The organism is Vibrio rumoiensis 1S-45, from assembly GCF_000286955.2.
Classification (GTDB): domain Bacteria; phylum Pseudomonadota; class Gammaproteobacteria; order Enterobacterales; family Vibrionaceae; genus Vibrio; species Vibrio rumoiensis_A.
Genome location: NZ_AJYK02000093.1, coordinates 15551 through 41798, shown reverse-complemented (window position 1 = coordinate 41798; position 26248 = coordinate 15551). Strand labels below are relative to the sequence as shown.

The 26248-nt window shown below is 42.0% G+C and carries 21 protein-coding genes; 8 read left to right on the top strand and 13 right to left on the bottom strand.

Annotated features, from left to right (window positions below; all coding sequences use genetic code 11):
* Positions 1-211: 211 nt before the first annotated feature.
* Genes dkgB through A1QC_RS13010 form a run of 3 tightly spaced genes read right to left on the bottom strand, consistent with a single transcriptional unit; the run spans position 212 to position 3130 of the window.
* Positions 212-1012 (bottom strand): 2,5-didehydrogluconate reductase DkgB, encoded by an 801-nt coding sequence (gene dkgB / locus A1QC_RS13020; RefSeq protein WP_026025697.1) that lies wholly within the window; start codon positions 1010-1012, stop codon positions 212-214.
* A 54-nt stretch (positions 1013-1066) separates the two neighbouring features.
* Positions 1067-2029, bottom strand: coding sequence for an alcohol dehydrogenase catalytic domain-containing protein (locus A1QC_RS13015; RefSeq protein WP_017024098.1), 963 nt, complete (start codon positions 2027-2029; stop codon positions 1067-1069).
* A 9-nt stretch (positions 2030-2038) separates the two neighbouring features.
* On the bottom strand, positions 2039-3130 hold the full coding sequence (locus A1QC_RS13010) for an alkene reductase (RefSeq protein WP_017024097.1): 1092 nt from the start codon (positions 3128-3130) through the stop codon (positions 2039-2041).
* Positions 3131-3275: 145 nt separating this feature from the next.
* On the opposite strand from A1QC_RS13010, the gene A1QC_RS13005 reads away from it, so the two are divergent.
* Positions 3276-4163, top strand: coding sequence for a LysR family transcriptional regulator (locus A1QC_RS13005; RefSeq protein WP_017024096.1), 888 nt, complete (start codon positions 3276-3278; stop codon positions 4161-4163).
* A 28-nt stretch (positions 4164-4191) separates the two neighbouring features.
* Here the strand turns inward: A1QC_RS13005 and A1QC_RS13000 are convergent, their stop codons facing one another.
* From A1QC_RS13000 to malT, 4 genes are all read right to left on the bottom strand, one after another.
* On the bottom strand, positions 4192-4653 hold the full coding sequence (locus tag A1QC_RS13000) for a DUF302 domain-containing protein (RefSeq protein WP_017024095.1): 462 nt from the start codon (positions 4651-4653) through the stop codon (positions 4192-4194).
* A 10-nt stretch (positions 4654-4663) separates the two neighbouring features.
* Positions 4664-6400, bottom strand: a complete 1737-nt coding sequence (gene ggt, locus A1QC_RS12995; protein ID WP_017024094.1) for a gamma-glutamyltransferase — start codon at positions 6398-6400, stop codon at positions 4664-4666.
* A 257-nt stretch (positions 6401-6657) separates the two neighbouring features.
* Positions 6658-7014, bottom strand: a complete 357-nt coding sequence (locus A1QC_RS12990) for a hypothetical protein (RefSeq protein WP_017024093.1) — start codon at positions 7012-7014, stop codon at positions 6658-6660.
* A gap of 172 nt (positions 7015-7186) precedes the next feature.
* Positions 7187-9907, bottom strand: a complete 2721-nt coding sequence (gene malT, locus A1QC_RS12985; protein WP_017024092.1) for an HTH-type transcriptional regulator MalT — start codon at positions 9905-9907, stop codon at positions 7187-7189.
* A gap of 337 nt (positions 9908-10244) precedes the next feature.
* On the opposite strand from malT, the gene malQ reads away from it, so the two are divergent.
* The gene (gene malQ, locus A1QC_RS12980) at positions 10245-12437 is read left to right on the top strand and encodes a 4-alpha-glucanotransferase (RefSeq protein ID WP_017024091.1); all 2193 of its coding nucleotides are present in this window, start codon (positions 10245-10247) and stop codon (positions 12435-12437) included.
* Positions 12438-12607: 170 nt separating this feature from the next.
* On the opposite strand, the gene A1QC_RS12975 is transcribed toward malQ, so the two are convergent.
* The gene (locus tag A1QC_RS12975) at positions 12608-13531 is read right to left on the bottom strand and encodes a LysR family transcriptional regulator (protein WP_017024090.1); all 924 of its coding nucleotides are present in this window, start codon (positions 13529-13531) and stop codon (positions 12608-12610) included.
* 116 nt (positions 13532-13647) lie between these two features.
* Here A1QC_RS12975 and A1QC_RS12970 point away from each other — a divergent pair, with 116 nt between their 5' ends.
* On the top strand, positions 13648-13938 hold the full coding sequence (locus tag A1QC_RS12970; RefSeq protein WP_017024089.1) for a putative quinol monooxygenase: 291 nt from the start codon (positions 13648-13650) through the stop codon (positions 13936-13938).
* Positions 13939-14034: 96 nt separating this feature from the next.
* Here A1QC_RS12970 and ppsA read toward each other — a convergent pair whose 3' ends face one another.
* Positions 14035-16416 (bottom strand): phosphoenolpyruvate synthase, encoded by a 2382-nt coding sequence (gene ppsA, locus A1QC_RS12965; RefSeq protein ID WP_017024088.1) that lies wholly within the window; start codon positions 16414-16416, stop codon positions 14035-14037.
* A gap of 238 nt (positions 16417-16654) precedes the next feature.
* On the opposite strand from ppsA, the gene ppsR reads away from it, so the two are divergent.
* Positions 16655-17488 (top strand): posphoenolpyruvate synthetase regulatory kinase/phosphorylase PpsR, encoded by an 834-nt coding sequence (gene ppsR, locus A1QC_RS12960; protein ID WP_017024087.1) that lies wholly within the window; start codon positions 16655-16657, stop codon positions 17486-17488.
* A gap of 257 nt (positions 17489-17745) precedes the next feature.
* Positions 17746-18504: a sulfite exporter TauE/SafE family protein gene (locus A1QC_RS12955; protein WP_017024086.1), complete on the top strand. Its 759-nt coding sequence runs from the start codon at positions 17746-17748 to the stop codon at positions 18502-18504.
* Here A1QC_RS12955 and A1QC_RS12950 read toward each other — a convergent pair.
* Positions 18501-18932 (bottom strand): PACE efflux transporter, encoded by a 432-nt coding sequence (locus A1QC_RS12950; protein WP_017024085.1) that lies wholly within the window; start codon positions 18930-18932, stop codon positions 18501-18503. The genes A1QC_RS12955 and A1QC_RS12950 overlap by 4 nt on opposite strands.
* A 148-nt stretch (positions 18933-19080) precedes the next feature.
* Between A1QC_RS12950 and A1QC_RS12945 the strand changes: the two genes are divergently transcribed.
* From A1QC_RS12945 to A1QC_RS12935, 3 genes are all read left to right on the top strand, one after another.
* Positions 19081-19962, top strand: a complete 882-nt coding sequence (locus A1QC_RS12945) for a LysR family transcriptional regulator (protein WP_017024084.1) — start codon at positions 19081-19083, stop codon at positions 19960-19962.
* Between the two features lie 130 nt (positions 19963-20092).
* Positions 20093-21295, top strand: coding sequence for a benzoate/H(+) symporter BenE family transporter (locus tag A1QC_RS12940; protein ID WP_017024083.1), 1203 nt, complete (start codon positions 20093-20095; stop codon positions 21293-21295).
* Positions 21296-21298: 3 nt separating this feature from the next.
* Entirely contained in the window at positions 21299-21973 is a 675-nt protein-coding gene (locus A1QC_RS12935) for a DUF3047 domain-containing protein (protein WP_017024082.1), read from the top strand.
* A gap of 20 nt (positions 21974-21993) precedes the next feature.
* Here A1QC_RS12935 and A1QC_RS12930 read toward each other — a convergent pair whose 3' ends face one another.
* The 3 genes from A1QC_RS12930 to A1QC_RS12920 form a co-directional block, all read right to left on the bottom strand.
* Positions 21994-22518, bottom strand: coding sequence for a protein disulfide oxidoreductase (locus A1QC_RS12930; RefSeq protein ID WP_017024081.1), 525 nt, complete (start codon positions 22516-22518; stop codon positions 21994-21996).
* A gap of 26 nt (positions 22519-22544) precedes the next feature.
* A complete protein-coding gene (locus A1QC_RS12925; protein WP_431305852.1) occupies positions 22545-24641 on the bottom strand; it encodes a protein-disulfide reductase DsbD family protein in 2097 nt (698 codons plus the stop codon).
* A 239-nt stretch (positions 24642-24880) separates the two neighbouring features.
* Complete coding sequence (locus tag A1QC_RS12920; RefSeq protein ID WP_017024078.1) at positions 24881-26227, bottom strand: lysine N(6)-hydroxylase/L-ornithine N(5)-oxygenase family protein; 1347 nt, start codon at positions 26225-26227, stop codon at positions 24881-24883.
* Between the last annotated feature and the right edge of the window lie 21 nt (positions 26228-26248).

The following is a 26248-nucleotide window of genomic DNA, read 5'->3' as shown; positions in this document are numbered from 1 at the left end:
CCGGATAACTCGTCCCTCGTTTCCGGAATGACGATTTTGAGTGACGCTTGATTTGTGCTTTTTTGGGGGAGGGATTTTTTTAGGGCATAGACGCTTTAGAAATAGTAGCAGTATTGACTGCGATCACTGCCATTTTAGTATGAAGCTTTATTACTTGGCATATCAGAGAAAAAATAAGGCCCCTGTCGAGCCTTATATTATGTTGTCAATTTTAATCCCACTCAGGTGCGAAATCTGGATTCGCAAGACGATGATTACGATCGAGCGTGGCGATCTGTTTCATGTCATTTTCAGTGAGTGTCACTTTTGAATATTCTAAGTTACTCGCTAGGTTCTTTTCCTTGGTGTTGGAAGGAATGGTGACAAACCCTTGTTGAATAATCCAAGCGAGTACCACTTGAGCTGGTGTCGCTTGATGATTTTTTGCAATGGCACAAATAACGTCATCTTTTAGCACATCACCGTAAGCAAAAGGCATGTAGGCGGTGACTAAGATATTGTGTTGCTGACAAAACTCAACCACGGCTCGATTTTGCAAGTAAGGATGAATCTCCACTTGGTTCGTGAAAATCTTACCGTCACCTAAAATCTCAATGGCCTGCGTCATTTGCGCATTAGTGAAGTTAGACACCCCAATGTGACGGGCTAAGCCGAGATCCTGCGCTTTTTTCAGCTCAGTTAGGTATTCCGTCATAGAAACGGATTCATCTTTTAATGGCCAGTGGATCAAAAGCAGATCCACATACTCCGTTTGTAGCTTGTGTAAACTCTCTTTTAAACTTGGTAAAAAATCGGCTTGGGCAAATTTATCCATCCAAATCTTTGTGGTTAAAAAGAGCTCTGAACGATCAAGTTGGCTATCAGTGATAGCTTGACCCACTTCGGCTTCGTTACCATAAATTTGCGCGGTATCGATATGGCGATAACCAAGTTTTAGAGCCATCTCAACCGATTGATAAGCATCTTGACCTTTGAGGCGAAATGTACCCGCGCCTAGTGTTGGGATTTGCATGTTTTCTATATTTGACATTATTGATGTCCTATAACGGTATAAATTGTATTAGGTTTAGCATTGAATGACGTATTTCAGTGCTTTTCTTTGATGTTCAAATTCATTAATAGCAAGATCAAGTTTTGCAAAATCCATCATATGAATTGGATTTGGTATAATTTGTTGGTTCGAGATTTGCTTCATAAGTTCAGTCCCCATTGAAGTTAACTCTTGCCAATCGCTATCTAGTCCTTCTTGATGTAAGGCACCTAGTGCTATTTCATGCAACGAGATACAACGTTCAAAGGCTGACAGAGGTTGCTCTTCTAATCTGCCTAAAATTGAAACGAGATGTCCGTTGGCTTGCAAGGTTGGTGCGAGTTGCTTAGCGGTTTCTCGTGAACGAGTGTCTATAACGGCGAAAAATGTTCTGTCGCTAAATGTTTCGTCCATTGAGAAGCATTGTTGAGCACCAAGCTCTTCAAGTTGTGGGTGGCGATTTGGATTTGCCGTTGCAACAACGTTGAATCCTTTGTGTTTTAATAACTGAATTAAATAACGCCCCACAGCACCAGAGGCACCGCTTACCAAAACAGTCCTATTTGGTTTGATTGGCAGTTTATCGACAGCCTGCCAAGCAGTGAGCAATGGACAAGGTAGGCTCGCTGCAACTTCAAAGCTTATTTTGTTTGGGAGCGGGATTGTCACCTTTGCTTTAATGTTAATGTGCTTGGCAAAGCTACCGTTCAAATGCAGGTTTTGATGATAAGCCACACGAGTGCCAATAAGGTGAGAAAGCTCACTTGAACCGACAGCGGTTACCATTCCTGCGCCATCAACGCCCGCTACTTGTCCATCACTTAACACACCGTTGTTAATGACTTTGAAATCAACGGGATTAAGACCAATGGCATGATTTTCAATTTGAACTTCATCACTCGCTAAAGGCTCAAGCGCTTTGTCAGATAGCTTTAACTGATTGGTTTTAGATTCCACACACCAAGCTTGGGTGTTGATTACGATATTGTGTTTGTTCATTGGATCCCCTTAAGCTTCAGAATACACAGGGTAGTCGGTTAACCCTTGCTCAGCGCCACCAAACAACGTATCTGGATTATGCTCGGCGAGTGGGTACTGATTTTTGATTCGAGTGACTAAATCTGGGTTTGCCACAAATGGACGACCAAACGCCACCATATCGGCAAAGCCTTGCTCTAACGCTTGCTGGGCTTTTTCTGGATTATATTTACCCGCTAGAATGATGGTTTGATCAAAAGCCTGACGTAGGTTTTGTTTAAATGAGATTGGAGTATCTGGAGCGTCATCCCAATCCACTTCTGCGATGTGGATGTAGCCAATACCTTTGCTATTAAGTAATTTCGCCGCTTCGATATAAGTCGCTTCAGGATCAGAATCTACTGTGCCATTTAAGCAAGTGAATGGGGCAAGGCGAACACCGACGCGCTCTTTACCCACGACTGAAACCAGTTGATCGACCACTTCACCTAGGAAACGCAGGCGGTTTTCAGTACTGCCACCGTATTCATCATCGCGAAGGTTAGCTTCTGAATCGATAAATTGATTCACTAAGTAGCCGTTTGCCGCGTGCAATTCAACACCATCAAATCCAGCTTCTAGGGCATTTAACGCCGCTTGATAATATTCACCTTTCACATGCTCGATGTCGTCGTGAGTCATGGCTCTTGGTAATACGGTATCGACAAAGTTTGGTTGGTCTTCTTCATCAATGAATACTTTTACGCCTTTAGCGGCTTGTTCGCTGGACGAAATAGGTTGTACACCGCCAGTATTACTTGGATGAGTGACTCGACCTACATGCCAAAGTTGAGCGAATATTTTACCGCCTTTTGCGTGTACAGCATCAGTGACGAGTTTCCAGCCTTGAATTTGCTCAGGAGAATAAATACCCGGAGTCCAAGCATAACCTTGACCTAGTTGAGAGATTTGCGTGCCTTCAGCAATGATCAGTCCCGCTTCTGCACGTTGCGCGTAATATTCCGCCATCATGGCATTAGCGCAGCCATTTTTTGCACGAGAGCGTGTCATTGGAGGCATGACGATACGGTTGTTTAAGGTTAAACCACCGAATTGGATTGGCGTAAAAAGAGACGTTGACATAGGGTTCCTACTATTTGTTTTCTTATGAATACAAGCATGGTATCAGAGCCTTATCTTTTCACTAACATCAAAAGATACAAATTACTTTTGAATAATATGCAATAAATGTATTCTCTTATTACGGTATATGAAAGAGCATTCGTAAATGATTAAAACAGAAGATTTAATGGCTTTTCTGGCGGTGGCAGAAAGTGAGAGTTTTTCAAAGGCTTCGGTAAAGGAAGGGATTCAAATTGCTACCTTATCAAGAGCGATAGCCAGATTGGAAAAGCAACTCGATACCACCTTGTTTAATCGCACCACTCGAAAGTTAGTCATGACCGAAGAAGGTGTCGTTTTTAAAGGGTATGTGCAAAAGGCTTTAAATACCCTTGAGCTTGGTCAGCAACATTTATTGTCCCATCAAACCGAGCCCGTTGGTAAATTGCGTGTTGATTCTGCTTTTCCATTTATGATTAATCAGCTTGCTCAGGTTCTGCCTGAATTTAAACAGCAATACCCTAAAGTGGAATTAGAACTCACAACCAATGATACCGTCGTGGACTTGCTTGAAAATAAGGTTGACGTAGCAATTCGTATCGGTGATTTAAAGGATTCTACTTTGCATGCAAGAGCCTTAGGGCAAAGTCCATTAGTGTTGGTGGCAAGTCCAGATTATTTGCAAGCGAATGGTACGCCAACGCATAGTGGTCAACTGTCAGAACATAGTCTTATTGGCTTCTCACACGCTTCTCACTTGAATAACTGGTACTTAAAAGAGCCCAATAATGCGATTAATTTTGAATTAAAAGCCAGTAGTGGAGAGGTCATAAAACAGCTGTGCGTTAATGGAATGGGGATTACCGCTTTATCTTATTACATGATTCACCGTGAATTGAACGATGGTTCGTTAGTCGAAGTGTTACCTAATGCAATACACCACCCAAACCGAAGGGAATCGATTCAAGCGGTGTATTATAAGCAAAGTGCGTTAGCATCAAGAATTTCGCTATTTCTAGATTTCATTCAAGATAAGCTCATTTTAGAGCCGTAAATTGCAACAATATCTAAAATTAAAAGGGTTACTGTGTCGCCGCTTTAGCAAAGTTCGCTAAGGCGTTAGACACTTTATTTAATACTTCGTCACAACCTTGGATCTGGTGGCGTGAAGCTAAATATTTAGGGTCGTTATAAGTTAACCAAACTTTGCCACTTTCATCTTCTGAAATCAGTGCTTTTTGTGGTAGATCAATGGCGGCGGATTGTTGGCAAACCATAAGTGGAGAACCTACTTTAGGATTACCAAAAATGATCACTTTCGTTGGACGCAATTCAATATCGACTTTCTTTGCGCCAGCTGCGTGATCAACCTGCGCAAAAACCGTCATTCCTTTTGAGTTTAACGCCTTAACGAGTTTATCGGATGTCTCTTGCACGCTATGTTGACTTTGCACTTGTACCAGTCCGTTGTCTGCATTTGCCCAAGCGAGAACTGGGCTTAATAGTGCCAAGGTGCTGAGTATCACGGTTGTCCATTTTTTCATGCTCTATTCCTTAATATCCGGTAGTTAATGCGCTTGGCGTTCTTGGATCCGACGATCCAAAGAAGCCTTTATCCGTATGCATAATTGATTGAGTGCTACCCATTGCACTTTTTTCGACGACGTTTTGTCCTTTCGCTTGCAGTAGTTTGATTGTGTCTTGATTCAAGCCTTTTTCAATACGTAGTTCGTCAGGCAACCATTGATGATGAACACGTACCGCATGGGTCGCTTCGGCGATATTCATATTATGATCAATCACATTCATGATGATTTGTAGAGTAGTCGTAATAATTCGGCTACCTCCTGGGCTACCAGTTGCCAGAATAGGCTTACCGTTTTTAAATACTAGCGTCGGGCTCATGGAAGAAAGTGGACGTTTACCGCCTTCGACCGCATTCGCTTCACCACCAATCAATCCATAACCATTCGGTACACCGGGCTTGGCAGAAAAGTCATCCATCTCGTTATTGAGTAAGATCCCAGTGCCATTGGCGACCATACCCGTACCGTAAGAAAAGTTTAAGGTGTAGGTGTTAGAAATCACGTTGCCATCTTTATCCATGACAGAGAAGTGGGTCGTCTGGTCACTTTCATAAGGCATCGGCTGACCATGTTTAATCTCTTTGGCTGGGCGCGCTTTGTCTTGTGAGATTTGTTGCTGCAAACTATGAGCGTAGTCTTTGTTGGTTAAACCTTTCATGGGTACTTTTACAAAGTCAGGATCGCCCAAGTATTCTGCGCGGTCTGCATAAGCGAGTTTCATTGCTTCAGCCATCACATGTATGGTCTCGGCGGTGTTATGTCCCATTTCACCGATGCGGTAGTTTTCCAAAATATTTAAGATTTGAATAATATGAATCCCGCCCGATGATGGTGGTGGCATAGAGGCAATGCTGTAACCGCGATAACTTCCCATTACCGGTTCACGTATCACAGCTTTATAACTCGCTAAATCTTCGACTGTCATTAAGCCGCCTGCCGCAGTCACTGAATCGGCAATCGCTTTGGCGGTTTTACCTTTATAAAAACCATCACGGCCATTTTCTGCAATGAGTTTAAGGGAATTAGCGAGATCGTTTTGAATCAGTTTATCGCCAATTTGGTAGTCGGATTGACCGCCATCTTTAAAAAATACAGGTTTGCTGCTATCCCATTTTTGTAGCCGTTCTTTGGCACTTTGTAGCGAGGTATATAAATCAGGGGTAACGATAATGCCTTGTTCTGCTAATTTGATTGCCGGAGCCATTACGGTTTTTAAGTCCATGCTGCCGTAGTTTTCGAGAGCCGTGATTAGGCCCGCTACGGTACCCGGTACGCCAACCGCTAAACCATGAAAACGCGACAGTTCTTCAACCGCATTGCCATCTTCATCAAGGTACATATCTTTGTACGCTTTTGAGGGACCCATTTCACGATAATCTAAGGCAAAGGTGCGTTTCTTTTTAGCATCGTAAATCATCATAAAACCACCGCCGCCAATGTTGCCGGCGCGGGGTAAGGTAACGGCGAGCGCAAAACCAACGGCCACGCCAGCATCGACGGCATTACCACCTTTTTTTAAGATATCGACACCGACTTTGGAAGCAATCGCTTCTTGGCTGGCCACCATGCCATTTTCTGCCCAAACGGGATGATGAATACTCTCACTGGAATAAATAGCGGGGGCTTGTGCTGCAACATAGAAAGGGGGAAGTAGAAAAGAAACACAAAGTAAAACATTTGATGTGAATCGCATGTATTTTGGCATAAAACGACCTCTTGTTTGAAACGAAAGTAGGCTTTAGATGCATGACTGGGGAATCATACAGCTAAAGCCAAACGAGTAATGTAATACCAATTGCTTGATTGGTATAACAAGCTGAGCAGCCAAGTAATGAAAGTAAACAAGAGTGCAGTTGGCTGTGCTTGTATTTCATCAGTGATTAAACCGACACTAATCAGTGTGGTAGATAAATGCCTATTTAGGTAGGGAAAAAATAGAAAAGAAGAATTTTCGTACAAACTTTATTGAGAAAATTCACGATAGTATTGCTGGAAGTAAACATTAAGTGCGATGGTTTCACTGAGTTCTAAACTTTGATCTTTTAGCGCTAAAGTGAGCTGATCGTTAAAATTTTGAGCGTGTTGGCAAAACGCGTTATCGCGTGGTAAGTGAGCGTTAATAGATAGTTGGCACGCTTGATTGAACTGGTATTGATTTTGCTTTAAAGGCTTCAGAGCTTGACGTTCAGTGAAAGTAGAATGGATGTGCCAAAGAACGCCCATTGAGAGTAAGACGGTCATCAATAAGAAAAAATATCGCTCATTGCGGCTGAGCGTAAATGCTGGTTTATTTTTATGTTTAGGTAGATATGTCGCCATAAGATCATCCTTAACCAACCGGCAAGCACCAATTACATAATCATAATCGGTATTAATGAGAAGCTTCTAGTTATTTGAACCATAGGTTCATTAGTAACATCATCGTTAATAATATGCCATGAGTGAACTCACGTTAATTATCTAAGCCTGAGATTAGTCTTTGAATTTGAGGTTAATGCGCAGTAAACCCCATCAAATGGATTAATTGTTCTGCCGTTCGAATAGCGTGTTGACGATTATCTAAGCCCATTTTTTGATACAAATTGCGAATGTGTGTTTTGATGGTGGTTGGGGCAACATCAAATTCAGACGCGATTTGGTCATTGCTAAAACCGGCATAAATTAAGCCTAAAACCTGCCACTCTCTTTGAGTAAGTGGGCTAGTGCGGATCAGTTCTGGTACATCGGGTAGCGTCAGCAGTTTTTCAACAAAAGCCTCATCAAAATGAACAGAGCGAGTACGTTCTTTGCTCGACATTAATTGCAATAGGCTTTGCGCGCGATGTTGTTCAAGCTCACCTAATTGCTTATTTTTTACTAAGGCTTTAAGCAAAGGGGTTACGTGTTGAGCATCACACAAGAAATTACCTATCATTCCTGTACTGTTAGTGAGTGATAGTGCATCACTAATGTGTTTCAGCGCAGATTCTTCATCATCTTTTTTAACGGCAAGTACGGCTTCTAATACTAAATTGCGGTTTCTGTCTGCTTTTAAATTTAATGAAGTAGATTGCTTTTGAAGTTTGCTCAATATGTGTTCTGCGCGAGTTAAATCGCCGATTAATAAAGAGGCTCTGGCAATATTTCGCCATTGCAACTGTTGGAAATGGTTGACGGCTGCGCGAGGTTCTTGGCTCTCTTGTAACCACTTTTGAATTGCTGGGTTGTCATTGGTAGCTTCCCAATATAATAGATTGGCAAAATCGGCATTGGCGCGCCAATCAATATGATAACGATTGTTCGCTTGCAGTTGATTGGTTATTTCTAAATAACGAGCCGCTTTATCTAATTCTCCTCGTGAAACTGCAATTCTTGCTAGCATGGAATAACAATGAAGCGATTTCGATTTTTCATAAGGCGACATGATTTCGATACCCGCATGAGCACATTGCTCTGCTTCGTCTAATCGATTCCAACACCATAAAATTTGCGCTTTGATGCGTAACATAAATTCATGTAAAGGAAGTTGGTGAAGGTGTTGTGCTTTGACTAATTGATCCGCTTTGTTCAGTAATTCAAAAGCCGCTTGTCCATAACCTCGGGCTAATTGAATTTCACTTTGTTGTAAAATTGCCCATAAGGCTTGGTGGTAAACACCATCTTCCAACGCCATTAATTCAGTTTTGTGCATCGTCTCGAACGCTTTATCCAACTCACCGATAACATGATAGACCTCGCCAATAACAGACGTTGCCACAATGCGGCTTCTGAAGCTGGTTTCGGGTAATTGTTGTAAGGCAAACTCTGCCGTTTCAAGTGCCAGTGCGGGGTTGTCTTGGTTGATCGCTACTTGAGCAGCGAGCGCTTTGAATTCACCAATTTGGCTATCGGTTAGCTCTATGTTTCGTTGAGAAAGTTCTTCTTCTGCTTCTAAAATAAGGTTGGAAACTTGATGGTAACGATGCTGACTTTGCGCTAACCATGCACGTAATAAACATAAACGTGGTGACGTAAATAAGGCTTCGTCACTTAAGGCATTAATGGCGGATTCAAGCACTTGCAGCTCGCCTAAATTAAACATTTGCCAACCGTGATTAGACAGAATTTCAACAAGCAAAGCTTCATCCCCACTTTTTTGAGCATGAGTTAACGCTGCTTGTGGGCGATTTTGTTTCAGCCAAGCATTCGCCGCATTGTGGTGAAGATTACTGCGTTGCCCTGGAATTTGCGTATATCGTTGGTGGCGTAAAAATTCAGCAAAAAGATTGTGGAAGCGAAACCAGTTATCTTCGCCTTCCATTGGTTGAATAAATAGCCCGAAGCGATTGAGTGAATCGAGCATGGCCAATGCGTCAGAACGTCCTGTTAACTCAGTGACTAATTCAGCATTAAACATATCCAATACAGAGCATTGCAATAAGAAGCTTTGCAGATCAGGGTTAAGCTGGTCGAACACTTCTTCTGCTAAGTAATCCCAAATATGGTCTTGATTGAAGTTGGCGATAGACACCGCAGAGTTTTCTAACGTGCCGGGATACTGCTGGGCATGTAAAGCGATCAGCTGCAGAGCAGAAGCCCAGCCTTCAACTTGGGCACGTAATGACTCTAAAACATTCGTTTCATAACGATTATTGGCGATACGTTTGTGGAAAAAACGTTCGGTTTCTTCTTGATCGAATGCCAGTAAAGCGTTGTCGACTTCCATCAATAAATCGCGCACACGTAAATTGGCAATATTGAGGGGAGGGTGCGTTCGACTGGTGACAACGAGCGTAATGCTATCAGGCATGTGTTTTAAAAAGAAACGCATACCGTCATGAAGCTCATCATTGGTGATTAGGTGATAATCATCGAGCACTAAATAGGTTTGTGTTTCATTAAATCCAAACTCGGCAAATAATTCGCTAAATAAGCTAGTGAGATTGGCAAATTGTCGACGCTCAGCAATGGCTTGGGTATTCGGACAAGCATTATTAGTCGCTTTATTAAAGGCTTGCAAAAAATAGTTGGCAAAGCGAAATGTATCATTGTCGTTTTCATCAATGTTAAACCAACCAAGGTTAGGGTGATTATTTAACCATTGTGCTGCCATGGTGGTTTTGCCATAACCGGCCGGAGAGCGAAATAAGACCAACTTATAATACGGAGCATGAATCAGCGCATCGAGTAGCCGTGAGCGAAGAATAGCATTGTGTAATCGCGCAGGGCGATTGAGTTTGGAAGGTATCCACATGGCGGCGTTGAATCTCTATTTAATAGGTAAGCGAATAATTATAAAAATAAAATGTGTTATACAGATCTTGGTTTTATATTTTTTTATCGTCTGTATTTTGTAAGAACCATCTTTAATAACATATCACGCAGTGACTAAACTGATGTGATCTGACTCTGGTTTATATAAGAAACCATGCGATAGATCTCGTTTTGTTTGAAGATTTCATCTCCTACGCCCTGCTCCTCCTCCCTTTTACATTAGAGAAGGGAGGATGTTAATACGGTGATAAATCGGCAAAATTGATATCAATCAGATGAACTCAATTCCCTCAGGAATATTGTCTATGGAGTATTCAATGCAAGAGTCAAATCGCCAATCAGAATCGGTACTAAAACAAGTTGCAAGCCAAGAAGGCATCGTTGATCGTTATATTAGCGCGTGGGGAGAAGAAGCCTACGTGAGTGATACAACTATTGAAGAATTGCTACAAGCGTTAGGCTACGATACGAAGGACGAACAGCAATTATTGAACCAAGCAGAACAGCGCCATAAAGTGGATGTGTTGCCTTGTGTCAAAGTGGTTCACGCGACTAACGATGTGCATATTGAATTGCATATTGCGCCATCGGCAAGAGTGAGTGAATTCTCATGGTTGCTGATCACCGAGCAAGGTGAACGGTTTGAAGGGTATCTAGAATCTCAAGTAATTGATGATAATCGTGAGACTTTAGGTTACTTAACGTTTTCATTACCTAACACTCTACCTTTAGGCTACCACCAGTTTTCATTGTTTCGTAAGCGCCGAAATAAGCCATTTGAAATGTCATTAATCGTTACACCACAGGCGTGTTTCAAGCAAGCTGAATTGAATGAAGGGAAGCGTTTATGGGGCCCGAGTATCCAACTATATTCGGTTACCTCTGAAAACAACTGGGGTATTGGTGATTTTACTGACTTGAAATATTTGGTTAGTAAGATTGCAGATGGTGGTGGAGATTTTGTTGGGCTAAATCCGATACATTCTTTATTTCCAGCCAATCCTGAAGGAGCAAGCCCTTACAGCCCATCATCACGTCGTTGGTTAAACGTGATGTATATTGATGTTCAAGCCGTCCCTGAATTTGAACTGTGTTCAAAAGCTCAATCGATCGTTAACAATGATGAGTTTCAGAAACGCTTAGAAGCAAACCGACAAAAAGCATGGGTGGATTACACGGAAGTGTCTGCATTGAAAATGGCAGTGCTACCAGCATTGTACGAAACCTTTGTTGAATTTGAATTGGTGAACGACTCGCCCCGCGGCCAAGATTTCCAACTATTTGTACAACAAGGTGGCGAAAGTTTACTTCATCAAGCCGCTTTTGATGCTTTGCACGCGCAACTAAAAGCAGAAGATGAGTCTGTGTGGGGCTGGCCGGTTTTTGCCAACGAATACCAACATTTTCATTCACCAGAAGTACAAAGCTTTATTAAGAATAATTTTAATAAAGTTCAATTATTTATGTATTTACAATGGGTGGCTGATCAACAGCTTACCCAAGTTCAAGCATTAGCCGAAGAAAAGCAAATGGTGGTTGGTCTATATCGAGATCTAGCTGTTGGTGTCTGTGATTCTGGGGCTGAAACCTGGGCCGATAATGGTGCACTTTGCCAAGATGTCAGCATTGGTGCACCGCCGGATATTTTCGGCCCACTTGGACAAAACTGGGGGCTGCCTCCATTCAACCCATATCAACTCAAAGCGATGGCTTACCAACCGTTTATTGATTTGCTGCGCGCTAATATGCGTCATTGTGGCGCATTGCGTATTGATCATGTGCTGGGTTTATTGCGTTTATGGTGGATACCAAAAGGTAAAACCGCAAAAAATGGGGCATACATCTATTATCCAGTGGATGATTTAATGTCGATATTGGCGCTAGAAAGTCACCGACATCAATGTTCGGTGATTGGGGAAGATTTAGGCACAGTACCAGACGAAATTGTAGAAAAATTAAATGATGCCGGTATTCACTCTTATAAAGTATTTTTCTTCGAAACTGAAGATGATGGTAAATACATTGCACCTGATAAATACAAGCAACAATCCATGACGGCTTTATGTACACACGACATGCCAACATTACGAGGGTTTTGGAATAGCGCCGATTTAACCTTAGGCAAAGAGATTGGTCTGTATCCTGATGAAGAGCAGTTGCAATTGTTATTTGAAGACAGAAACACACGACGTAACCACATTATTGAGACACTTGCTTCACATGACCGTTTACCTAAAGTTACTTATGATGATCAAGGTAATGTAATGATTAATCGTGCGTTAAGTGAGGCTATGCAAGTACATATGGCAAGCGGTTCGAGTGCGTTGCTGAGCTTACAGCTGGAAGATTGGCTTGAAATGGATACACCGGTAAATGTTCCTGGCACAATGAATGAATACCCCAATTGGCGTCGTAAGCTCGCTTCCACTCTGCAAGAAATGTTTGACCGTGAGGACATTCAAAAACTTGAAGAAAATTTAACCAAAGCGAGATTAAATCAATTGCAGTAACCATTCATTCCCCTCTGTACTTGAAGGTATCGGCTTGTTGACTGCGCTAATTCACCTTCTAATCATATAGTCTAACTATGTTTATGAGGCGACATTCATTTGTCGCTTCATTCAACTTGAATGACTTTTGATGATATATGCCACGGATCTACATCGAAGACATTAAATAATTATACCCTGAACATATTTTCTTCTTTCAAATGTTTTAAACGCTGTTCAACTTTGGTTCTAAAGTGATCTCTTAATAAACGCATAGCTGGAGTGATTGATTGTCGACTGGGACAAACAAACCAGATTTCAGTTGGGGTCAATTGATACTCTGGCATAACCGTCACTACCTTACCTGTAAGTAAATCTTCCGACATATCTAAAATGGATTTGGCTGAGAAACCGTATCCTTTTACGCACCACCGACGAACTAAATCACTATCATTGGCGGTACGGTTACTTCTTAATTTTACTTTATACTCGTTAGTTTCATTGGTGAAGTGCCAAGTATCGTGAACCATATCCGATAACTGATAGTGCAGGCCATTATGGTTAACCAAATCATTGGGGTGAGTAGGCGTGCCGTGTTTTTCTAAATAGTCTGGGGTTGCACAAAGCGCTCTTGGAATATCACAAATTTTAAAGCCATATAAATTCGCATCGGTTGGTGAGCCGTAGCGTACCGCCATATCAACAGAATCACGGTAAAAATCCACATTGCTGTCGCTGATGTGCGCTTTTAAGCTCAACCCAGGGTGTACATCCATGAATTCATCAATCCAAGGTATGATGACATTTCGCCCCAAATCGGATGAAACCGAAATTCGTAATTCACCTTCGATCTTCCCTAGGTCATGTTGCATATTTTGTTTGGCGTGAGCTAGCATTTGCATCGCTTCCTCACACTGAGGTATGTAGCGTTCCCCTGCATTAGAAAGTCTTAATTGCCTTGTAGTGCGAACAAATAATTCAGCGCCTAAGAAAGCTTCAACACGCTTTACTGCAGCACTTGCGGTGGCCGTGCGCATGTTTAAATGGGTGGCAGCCGCTGTGATACTTCGAAACTCGGCGACTTTCAAAATGACTTGAAGATCTTCTAATAGCATATTATCTAATTTTATTTGATAAACTTTCTAATATTCTACTGTTTATCGGCATAAGCGCAAAGGCTATTATTGATTTCGATTTTGAAATCATTGTAAAAATAATAATAGGAATGCCAATGAGTAAGTTAACGATTGTTGCTAACATTAAAGCCAAAGCTGATCAAATTGAATTAGTGAAAACAGAATTGCTTAAACTGATTGATATTACTCGTGCTGAAGAAGGGTGTATTCACTATGATTTGCACCAAGATAATCAAAACCCAGCACATTTTGTTTTTTATGAAAATTGGCAAAGTGAAGCCTTGCTGCAAGTGCATTTAGCCAATCAACACCTGACGGACTTTAGACAAGCTACAGAAGGGTGCATTGAAGAATTTACCCTAAATAAAATGACGCAGATTGGTTAATATAAGATCGCGTAGCCTTTGAAATAAAAACTATCTGCAATAAAAAACGAGATCGCAATGATCTCGTTTTTTGTTAGAAAAGCATCGGCTTTATGCTTAATTATTTGGAACTTTCGTGCCTAAATGCAGCCAAGTTTCGAGGACAGTATCAGGATTTAATGAGACCGAATCGATGCCTTGTTCCATTAACCATTGAGCTAAGTCATCGTGATCCGATGGGCCTTGACCACAAATTCCCACGTATTTTCCTGCTTTATTGGCCGCTTTAATTGCCATTGACAGCATGGCTTTCACTGCTGCATTACGCTCATCAAACATGTGGGCAATTTCACCTGAATCTCGGTCCAGACCAAGAGTTAATTGCGTCATATCATTAGAGCCAATCGAGAAGCCATCAAAGTATTTTAAGAAGTCTTCTGCCAAAATGGCATTAGATGGCAGTTCACACATCATAATGACTTTAAGGCCATCTTCGCCACGTTTGAGATCGAACTTCGCCAGTAAATCAATCACCGATGCCGCTTCTGTGGTGGTACGCACAAATGGGATCATGATTTCAACATTCTTTAATCCCATCTTGTTACGAACGCGTTTCATTGCTTCACATTCCAAAGCAAAACAATCTTGGAATTTAGGTGAAATGTAACGAGAAGCCCCACGGAAACCTAGCATTGGGTTTTCTTCGGTTGGTTCGTAGTTGATGCCGCCGACTAAGTTGCGGTATTCGTTTGATTTGAAATCCGACATACGAACAATCACACGTTTTGGCCAGAAAGCGGCCGCTAACGTCGAGATCCCTTCGGTCAGTTTCTCAATGTAGAACTCTACAGGATTAGCGTAACCGACAATGCGTTCATCGATTTCCGCTTTCAGTTCGTCTGATTGTTCATCGTAGTTAAGCAGGGCTTTCGGGTGAATACCGATCATCTTATTAATGATGAATTCTAAACGAGCAAGGCCAACCCCTTCGTTTGGAATACACGCAAAATCAAATGCGCGATCTGGGTTACCGACGTTCATCATCACTTTCAGTGGTAAGTCAGGTAAATCGGTTACTGAAGAACGTTTGATTTCAAAATCGAGCTCACCGTCATAAACAAATCCTGTCTCACCTTGTGAGCAAGAAACCGTAACAGACTGTCCATCTTTGAGTAGGCTGGTGGCATCGCCACAACCAACGACGGCAGGAATGCCAAGTTCACGCGCGATGATCGCCGCATGGCATGTACGGCCACCACGGTTTGTCACAATCGCAGCGGCTTTCTTCATTACTGGTTCCCAGTCAGGGTCAGTCATGTCCGCAACCAGTACATCACCGGCTTGCACTTGGTCCATTTCATCTAAGCTTTTTACAACGCGAACCACACCAGAGCCAATACGTTGACCAATGGCACGGCCTTCAATAAGGACTTTACTTGATGCTTGCTCGTTTAATTGGAAGCGTTCCATTACTTGCTGATCGTCACGAGAACGAACCGTTTCAGGACGCGCTTGTACAATCAGCAGCTCACCGGTAACACCATCTTTTGCCCACTCGATGTCCATTGGACGACCGTAGTGTTTTTCGATGATCATGGCTTGTTTCGCCAGTTCTTGAATTTCATCATCGTTTAAAGAGTATTGGCGACGTTCTTCATCGGTGGTATCGATTACTTCAACTTGAGTGCCAATTTCTTTACCATCGGCATAAATCATTTTGATCTGTTTTGAGCCGAAAGTACGACGGACTACCGCAGGATTACCTGCTTGTAGCGTTGGTTTATGTACGTAGAATTCATCAGGGTTCACTGCGCCTTGCACGACCATTTCGCCCAAGCCCCAAGATGAGGTGATGAACACAACTTGATCAAAGCCTGATTCAGTATCAAGGGTGAACATGACACCAGACGATGCTTTGTCTGAACGGACCATGCGTTGAATACCAGCAGACAGAGCCACGCCTTTATGGTCAAAACCTTGGTGTACGCGATAAGAGATCGCACGATCGTTGAAAAGAGAAGCAAAAACATGTTTCGCCGCTTCGATAACCGCATCAATGCCACGAACGTTTAAGAAAGTTTCTTGTTGACCGGCAAATGAGGCATCCGGTAAATCTTCTGCTGTTGCTGATGAGCGAACGGCCACAGGAAGCATGTCGTCGCCATTACCAAGTTGTTGATAATAATCTCGAATACCTTCTTCTAACTCTGGTGGGAAAGGAGCGTCCAATACCCATTGGCGAATGGTGGTGCCTGCTTTTTTTAATGCGTTGACATCATCGACATCCAATTCATCAAGTAGTTGATAAATTCGATCATTTAATTGGTTGGCTTCTAAAAATTGGTTAAAAGCAAAAGCGGTTGTGGCATAACCATTTGGCACTTTTACGCCAGCATTTGAAAGATTGGCAACCATCTCACCAAGAGATGCATTTTTGCCCCCGACTTTATCAACGTCGTTCATAGATAAAGCATCGTACCAAACCACATTCTGATCCACGGCATGTCTCCTAGACTTTATATTGGATTAAGTTTTGTTTCTTATACTATTAAATCGTGTTTCTCACTCGTAGAGTGTGGGCAAAGTCTCAATCAATTGCATTGCTGTAGCGAGAAATTCACGACTGATTCACAATGTAATTCACTTTAGCGACTTTACTGTAAATATTCTGTGAAATTATAGTTGTAAATATTTACAACTTTTAACTTACAGCACGCCATAAAGGATTCAACTTCTTATGCAGAGCAAAACAAATTTTCGTGATGTATTTTACATTTCTGATGGAACGGCAATCACTTCTGAGACATTAGGCCATGCGGTACTTGGGCAGTTTCCAATAGAAATTGCTCAAAAAACGTTACCATTTGTTGAAACGGTAGAGCGTGCGGAGCAAGTAAAAAACCTGATTAATCAAAAGGCTAGAGAATCTAATGTAAAACCATTGGTCTTCTTTTCTATTGTAGTACCAGAAGTTAAGTTGATCATTGAACAGGCCGATGCGAACTTTTACGATGTATTGAATTGCTTGGTGGAGCCTTTAAAGCACGATTTAGGCTTAGAGCCAAGCCCACAATTGCACCGTTCTCACAGTATTAAGAAAGATGCCGCCAGTTATCAAAATCGAATTGCGGCGGTTGAGTACACGTTGGCACATGATGATGGCGTGTCGTTAAATAACCTGGATCAAGCCGATATCATCTTGCTTGGTGTGTCTCGTTGTGGAAAAACACCCACCAGTTTGTATCTTGCAATGCAGTTTGGTATTCGAGCAGTAAACTACCCATTTATCGAAGATGATATGGCGTCATTAAAGCTACCAAAAGAGATAGAACCCTATCGTTTCAAGACATTTGGCCTCACAATCGATACTGAACGCTTAATGGCGATTCGACACGAACGTTATGCAAATAGCGATTATGCGAGCCAAGAACAGTGTGAAAAAGAGCTCAATCGAGTGGAATCTTTGTTTCGACGTGAAGCAATACCATACTTAAATACCACTACATTATCGGTAGAAGAAATTTCGACAAGGCTTTTAGAATTGAGTGGATTGAAGCGATCTATGTGGTAATAAAAATGTTCAATAGATAATTTTCATCAAAAATTAACAAGGTGTGATGGCGTGTTTTTTTGTTGGAAAAGACGACAAATGATGTAAGGCTAAAGCTAAAATACACCTAAGTAACATTTTAATGCTGCTGAGGTGTTTACCTAATTATTCTTCGTTCAATAAGCCATCCATTTAATTTTTTTCGTTAAAGTTATCAATTACGAGCACATTTATTTTTTGGCAGTTATAATCACGTTTTACTTGAGACTGACGTTGCTATGATCGACCTACTGCTCCATTTAAAACCTGATGCGCTGTCCACAACTCAATTTTTTTTGCTGATTGGATTAAGTGGCTTCACTTCCATGCTTAACACCATTATTGGTGTGGGAGGGGGCGCGACCTTAATTGCGTTTATGATCACTATGATGCCTGCTGCTGCGGTTATTCCTGTTCATGCGATTGTACAATTGGGATCGAATGCTGGGCGAGCGGTGTTAATGCGTCGTCATATTCAAAAGCAATACCTTGGTTGGTTTTTTGTGGGTAGCGTGGTTGGTGCGATCATTGGCGGTAATATTGCTTTAAATCTTCCAACAAAATATTTAGAGCTTATTTTAGCTGTGTTTATTTTGATCAGCAGCTGGGTGCCGATTAATTTGAGTTTTAAAGGTAGAAAAGGGCTGCTTGGAATTGGTGCATTTACGGCTTTTTTAACCATGTTTGTCGGGGCTACTGGGCCATTTTTGATTGCGACGGTTAAAAACCTTCTTCCTGATCGCCGTGAGCTAGGCGCGACCATGGCATGTTTCATGTCGATTCAACATGTGATTAAAGCGGTAATTTTTGGTTTACTTGGTTTTGCTTATCAGCAATGGCTAGGGGTAATCGGATTAATGATCCTCGTAGGCTTTGGCGGAACCTATATTGGTAAGCATGTCTTAGATAAAGTATCCAATAAGCACTTCCATGTTGTGCTCAAAGTTGCGTTAACCGTGATCGCTTTGAATTTGATTTGGAGCTTTTTTACGGCTTAATAAACCGATGATTTGGCTTGTGGAATAGGAAAAACTTTATCGTACGCCAAATTATAAACAAACGCATACACTAAGTAGAAGACCACCATGCCTAGGTCTAGAATTAGAGCATCAATAAGGCTAATCCCTAACCACCAAGCCAAGATAGGTAAGGTGATGAAGAGCAAGCCGAATTCAAATACGATAGCATGTATAATGCGTATTAAAGTGGTCTTATGAAGTTGCCCGGTATGCTTCAACATGGCTTGATCAAATAAGATGTTGTAGAAATAATTCCACACCGTCGCAATGATGGAAAACACCACTGCTAACACGCCTATTTTCCCCATATCCATATTGAATAGTTTACTAATACCAAAGATCAAAATAACTAATCCTATTAGTTCAAAGCCAATGGTGTGCCTTAACCGGTCTAATTTACTGCGCATTTTTCCTCACTGTATTCATTTCTATTCTCTAAGAATCGCTATGATTCCGTTTTCTTAATATCGCTATTATTAATGTTTATTTAGATATATGGTAGTTAGTAACCATCTATAAAAACGATAGTTGGCTTTGGTGACAGAGGGAGATTACATGCGCTTTTCTATTGAACAATTACAAGCTTTTGTCGTGTCGGCTGAGCAAGGGTCGTTTTCTGCGGCGGCTCGTCATTTGGGCAAAGCACAATCGGTGGTGAGTACCGCTGTTTCGAATCTTGAAGCTGATCTGAATTTAAGCCTGTTTGACCGAACCACTCGTTCACCTAAATTAACGGTGCACGGGGAAGTCTTGTTGGTCAAAGCCAAGCGAATATTGAATGAATGCGGCATCTTCTTATCTGCTGCTGATGCTTATCAGGTAGGTATAGAAGAGAAAATTACGTTAGTGGTTGAATCAATGGCGATGACGCATTCTGTTGCAGAAGCCTTAGCCCAATTTGAACAAGCTTATCCATTGGTGGAAATTGAAATACTGCACGTTAATGAAGGTGAAGTTTTAGAGTTTATTCGCGATGGACGCGCTCAACTCGCCATCATGCAGCAATTAGAATTTCTTTATCCTGGGGAAATTGAAGTCCACGGTTTAGGCTTGTTGGAGTTTTGGTGTGTGACAGGAATGTCTCATCCTTTAGCGCGTGAACAACAGGTTACTTGGCAAATGTTAGAGCGGCATCGTCAATTTATAATTTCTGGGCGTTATGGAAAAGATGCGCCACGTTGGCGAGTGTCTGATCAAGTGTGGCGAACAGAAAGCGCTTACTCAACCATTCCATTACTACAACGAGGATTGGGTTGGGCTTCCTTACCTGCTGATTTGGTGCGTGATCTTGTTGGATCTCAGCAACTTAAACGCTTAGATCTGGCCTTTGAATCTCAGCCTTGGCAGCAGGGCATTGATATTATTTGGTCAACCCAACATTCGCAAGGTCAAGCAACGAAAACATTATTAGAGGAGTTAAAGCGAATTACTCTGTAATTTGAAAAGTTGCATCAAGAGACATCCGTTATTTCTGAAAATAGAAAACGTATATTCACATAGTGAATGTTAAAAAGATTCTATATGATGAAGAAATAACAAAAATGATGACAAGGAAGCGTCATATACCATGAATGATCATACCCAGCTTGAACCGACTCCATCACCGCAACCGACATCTTGGTTTAATATCGGCCATATTTCTGCCGGATTTAGTGCGGTACTGATTGGCTACACCAGTTCGGTGGTGATTATTATTCAAGCGGCAACCGCAGCGGGAGCCTCTGCTTTGCAAATTGCCAGTTGGTTGTTGGTGTTAGGTGTGACGGTTGGTGTGAGTTCGATTGCTTATTCTTGGTATTACAAAATGCCGGTTTTGATGTCGTGGTCAACGCCGGGCGCAGCCATGTTAATTGCCGCAGTTGCTCAATATACCTTGCCACAAGTTATTGGCGCTTTTGTTATTTCTGGTTTCTTGTTGCTGCTCACTGGGCTTATCACACCGCTGAGTCGGTTGTTAGAAAATATTCCCACGCCATTGGCGACCTCGATGCTTGGCGCTATTTTAATTCCATTTTGTTTGAAAGCATTTACCCCAGTGACCACTAGCCCTGTTATTTTTGCCATCATGATTGTGACCTTTTTTATTGCTAAACGATATTTACCTCGTTACGCCATGATGCTTTTGCTGGTGGTTGGGATCGCGGCCGCTATATTCAGTGGGGCGTTTTCAGGCCAAGACATATCGCTAAATATCGCGGAACCAATATGGGTCACCCCAGAATTTGATTGGATGGCGATGGTCAATTTAAGCATTCCGCTTTATATCATTACCATGCTGTCTCAAAACTTACCCGGCTTTGCCATGCTCAGAAGTTATCAATATGAGCTGCCCGCGAAATCTTTATTTATTGGGACCGGTCTATTAAATATGCTGACTGCCCCTTTTGGTGGGTTTAGCCTTAATTTAGCGGCAATTTCAGCGGCAATGTGTATGAATGATGATGTTGATACTGATAAAAACCAACGTTACAAGGCATCAATGTGGGCTGGGGTGATTTTTATCCTTGCTGGATTATGGGCAACGGCGGTGGTGGCGATTTTCTTAGCATTACCGAAAGAAGTTTCACAAATTCTCGCAGGTTTGGCATTACTCGGAACCCTATTGATGTGTTTGCAAACAGCCTTTGATAATGCAGAGTATCGAGAGTCTTCACTTTATACTTTTTTAGTCACCTTATCTGGCATTACTTTGTTTGGTATTGGTTCCACTTTGTGGGGGCTAATGGCAGGTTTAGTACACCAAAAACTAATGCATAAGAAGAAGGGATAAAGCATGGTAATTCGATCATTAATCTGCGGTTTTAGTCTTTTCGTTTGTTTTAGCGTCAGCGCGACCACTGTGATTAATGTGACGGATTTTAATCAAGATAAAATCAAACGTTGGGAATCAAAATCCATCTTAGACGAGACTCATTATAACGTTGAAGAATATAAAAATCGGATTGCTTTAAAAGCGGTAAGTGACCATTCTGCTTCAGGTTTGATTTTAAAAGAGAAAATCGATTTATTGAAAACACCTAATATTAGTTGGAGTTGGCTCACGAGTAATACGCTTCCATCCCTTGATGAAACGACCAAAAAAGGTGATGACTATGTTGCGCGGGTATATGTTGTTATCGATGGTGGAATGATGATGTGGAACACCAAATCATTAAGCTACGTATGGTCAAGTAATCAGAGCCAAGGACAAGTGTGGGATAATGCTTTTACTGGTTCTAACGTTCAAATGATTGCGGTACGTGGCAAACAAGCAAAAATACAACATTGGTATGACGAAAAACGCAATGTGTACCAAGATTTGATCCAATATTTTGGTGATAAAGGCAGCGATAAAGCAAACCAAAAAGCTTATCGATACATCGACATTATCGCCATCATGACCGACACCGATAATAGTGGCGGTAAAGTAGAATCTTACTATGGCGATATTGTGTTTAGTAGGGAGTGATTGATTTAGGTTGCTTACTGCTAAGCAAAAAACATCCGCCACCATATCCCCGGTAAGCTGGTAAATCCGGTGGTGTAGTATTCAAGCTTTCCATTTTTAAAAACCATCAAGGTTGGTGTGACTTGCAAAGACCAATCACTGGATAGGCGGTGGTTGTTATCGTTAATTGTCTCGAATTGATATTCTTTATATTGTAAATATTGCTGTAGTTTTTGATCCTCACCAGAGCGCACCGCAACACTCACCACAGGGTAGTATTTCGATATTTGATTGACTGCCGGGCTGACGAAGTTACAAACAGAACACCATGTTGCCCAGAAATACACAAGCACGGCCTTGTCTTGACTCAGGGTTGCAATATCAACCGACTTACCTTGTAAGGTGATGCCTTGCAGTGGAGGCAAGTTATCGCGTGGAATGTCTTTGCCGCGCCATAAATCCATTGCAGTGGTAATGACGATGGCAAACAGCAGCCACAGCATTAATTGCTTTAACCAACCCAATAACTTTTTAGAACGTGATTTTGTTACTTTGTCAGTACTCATGTTTTGACTCGCTTATTTGGTGTTGATTAAGGTTTTGACGATGCTTTTTTAATGGCATTTAACACCAGATCGCTGGAGAGGATCTCGGGAAACTGAATGCCTTGAGGCGCGCTCGGGCCATAAACAATATTAAATGGCACACCAAAACGGTTATGGCTTTGTAGATATTGAGTCACTGATTTGGAAGGTTTGGTCCAATCCCCTTTTAATAACACGATGTTTTCTTGTTGCAGCGCACTATAAACAGGATCTTGTAGAAGAACGCCGACTTTATTCGCTTTACAAGTGATGCACCAATCGGCAGTCACATCGACAAAAACGGTCTTTCCTTGGGCAACGTACTGGCTGATGTGATCTTGATTAAGGGGGGTCCAAGTGAGCTCTTCTGGTAAAGGTTTTGCCCATTGATTCATTGTGCTTATTGCAATGATTGCGGAGAGTAAAACGCTGAGACCAATAAAACTGGCGACCGCGCTTGCCCCGTGTTTTTTCCCCATCAAAACCATAAAGGCCAATAGAGTGACGATGGCGATGATCCAAAGATAGCTTGCAGCCACAAAGTTGGCTAACAAAGTGATGAGCCATAAACTGGTCAGTAATAACAGAGCTGAGAAAAACACTTTGACGATGCTCATCCAGCGACCGGGCTTTGGCAAGTAACTAGCAATACGAGGGAAGGCGGCAACGATAAGCCAAGGAAAGGCCATACCGACTGCTAAAGCAGTAAAGATCACAAATAAGCTTAAAGTATCCGCACCAAGGGCAAAGGCAACCGCTGTACCCAAGAAGGGGGCGCTGCATGGCGTGGCTAATAACGTTGCAAACATACCTTGTAAAAAGTGCCCACGGTTATGGTTTCCGCCAGTGGTGGCCAATTTAGTTTGCATGTTGGCAGGGAGGTTGATTTCAAATGCACCTAACATGTTAAACGCAAATAAAGTGGTAACCATCGCCATAAACCCAATGAACCAAGGGCTTTGGAACTGTATGCCCCAACCGATAGCTTGACCGGTGAACTTGAGCACTAAAATGAACGCTGCCAATAACCAGAATGAAGTCAAGATGCCTAAAGCGGATGCAAGGAATTGTTGGCGAATTTGGTTGCGCTGCAAGTTGGGAGCCGCAATCACAGAATTCAGCTTCATCCCTAACACCGGTAACACACAAGGCATGATGTTTAATATCAACCCACCCAAGAAAGCCAGTAATATCATGCTCAATAAATTAGGACTGGTTAAAGTGATCAATGTTGGCACAACCGTGGCTGAATATTCTACGGCACGTTCTTTATCGAAAATGGTCACATTTAACGATTTATTGAGTAAATCTGGCTTGCCAAGCCAACTCTCACCACTAAAAACGGCCACCCATTGCTGGCTGTTTGTGTCGCCTTGGTTTGCGCTTTCATCTGCGTTTTGAGCTAAGCGAATCAATTTAAAACTGGTGTCGGGTTCGCCATCAATAATAATAGTCGGCTGTTGCCAATGGGGGTCATTAAGCCTCACTTCAAGTTGGCCTTTGCTATCATCCCACCCAAGTGTCACAGCCGGTTTTTGATTCTTTATGTCTTTTACTTTTAGGGGAACCAAAGATTCCGCTTTGTTATAAGCAAACATCGCATCAGGATCGGCTTGCAATGCATTCGCCGTAAAATCTAGGTTGATCTCATAGTCAGTAAGTACACAAACCGTGGTGCAAGTCGATAAAGTAAGCGTGCCGCGAAGTTGAGTTGGGGCTGAAATATCCTCCACATGAATGGTCAATGGAAAAACAGTATCGCCTTTGTATCCGTGGGTTTGCAGCCCTAATAAAGAAAAGGATTGTGGGATAGGCCATTGCCAATCGACGTGCTTTAAGTTGGTTGAATGATCCCATTTTATATTGGGTGCGATGCCTGCTTGACCGGGACTGCGCCAATAGGTTTTCCAGTCACCTTCAAGTTTTACTTCGAGTACCGCAGGTAAGGTTTTTGCAGCAGAATTGACTTCCCCTGTCAGTATTAAACGCGCTTTGGCGGGGGGATGGTTGTCATTGGTAAGCCAGCCGGTTGAAGCGGCTAATACAGAACTACTCGTATAGATCAGAATGAAGAAAGCGAAAGTACTGAGAATGTATTTTTTGATGGATAAAGTAATGATAGTCGACCCCTTTATTAGATGGTTTCATCATACGGTGGCAAAAAGAGAAGACCAGAGAAATGTAGATATTATTCATAAATAGATACAATCATTTAATGTTGAGGTGGTAATGATTTATGTATGAATGAATAACCAATGGCTTATTGTTACTCGTGTTTCAATAAGCCATTGTTCTTGATGGTGAAATTGCGCTTAATAATAAGGGCTAAGTTAACGCTACAGCGCTATAAAGAACTCACTGCCGCAAGGTGCTTTTCGTGTTTAAAGCTTAAATCCCCCCAATCGATAATATTGTCATTGTCAGACAGTTCATACACTTTATGTTGTGCTAAATGATTAATGATCTTGGCTGCTCGCCAAGCGGCTAAGCTGAGCTGTGGTTCGGCTATACCGTGGTTATCTGTGCCTGAATTTACAATGTAAATATTGTTTTTCCCCATACCTTTCCATTGCAAACAATAATCAGAAGAAAGAGCCATTCGATCATGTTCATCGGTGTGCATCTGAGGTTTAATCGATTCTAAACATTTTGGTAGATCATGGTTGAATCCAGTACAAAGTATGACGACATCAGCGGTTATCGTTTGCCTTTGTTTGCTGAGTCCGTGTTCAATATCTAATTGGTATTGTCCGTTTTGCTTACGACTTGAGATTAACGTTTGGTGAGGGCTTATTTTCCACCAACTTGGATTTCTCAGCACATATTTATCGTGATAGAGCGAACGGTAGATATTTTGCAAACAATCTGACGTGACACCGTCACTTGCAAGCTTTTGATGAGAAACTTCTTTCTGCTTGTTGGCACTGTCCAGTTGATAGAATTGATCCACATAGTCAGGCATGAAGTATTGATCGGTAAAGCAGCCTTCATCCAATTGTTCGATATTGGCTCGTCGTGTAATCCATTCAATGTGTGCGGGTTTGCCGAAATGTTGATCAAAGCTGTGTTGAAATATATCTGCGCCTGTTTGTCCACCACCGATAATTGCAACGCGTTTTCCAGTAAGATCGGGTGCTCGTAATGCTAATTCACTCGCATGAAAACAGGTGTCTGATACTAGCCCTTGAATACAATCGGGTACATGAGGCTGCATTCCTGTGCCAATGACAAGGTGTTGGCTGGTAAAGGTTTCGTTCTCGGTAGTCACACTGAAGTGATCGTCATGGAATTCGATGTTTTGTACATCACAATCAAATTGGGCATTCGGTAATTGGTGCGCTGTCCAAGCCAGATAATCAGAGAACTCAAGGCGAGAAATGACAGATTGACCAGAGGCACAAAATGGATAGAACTTTCGTTGAGTCACCAAATAATTTAAAAAACTATAAGGGCTCGTTGGGTCAACGGCTGTCACTAGATCTTTTAAGAATGAGGTCTGCATTTTCGCATCACTGAGTAATAGTCCCGGATGCCAACTGAAGTACGCTTTTCTTTCTAAAAATCGGGTACTCAGTTCGGTTTTTACTTTATCGGCGAGTGCAGCAATGCTTAAATTAAATGGACCTAATCCTATGCCGATACAATCAAGTCTTTGGCTATCATTGGCGCTATGGTTTGTTGGGCTAGTCATCATGTTATCCCTACGTTTATG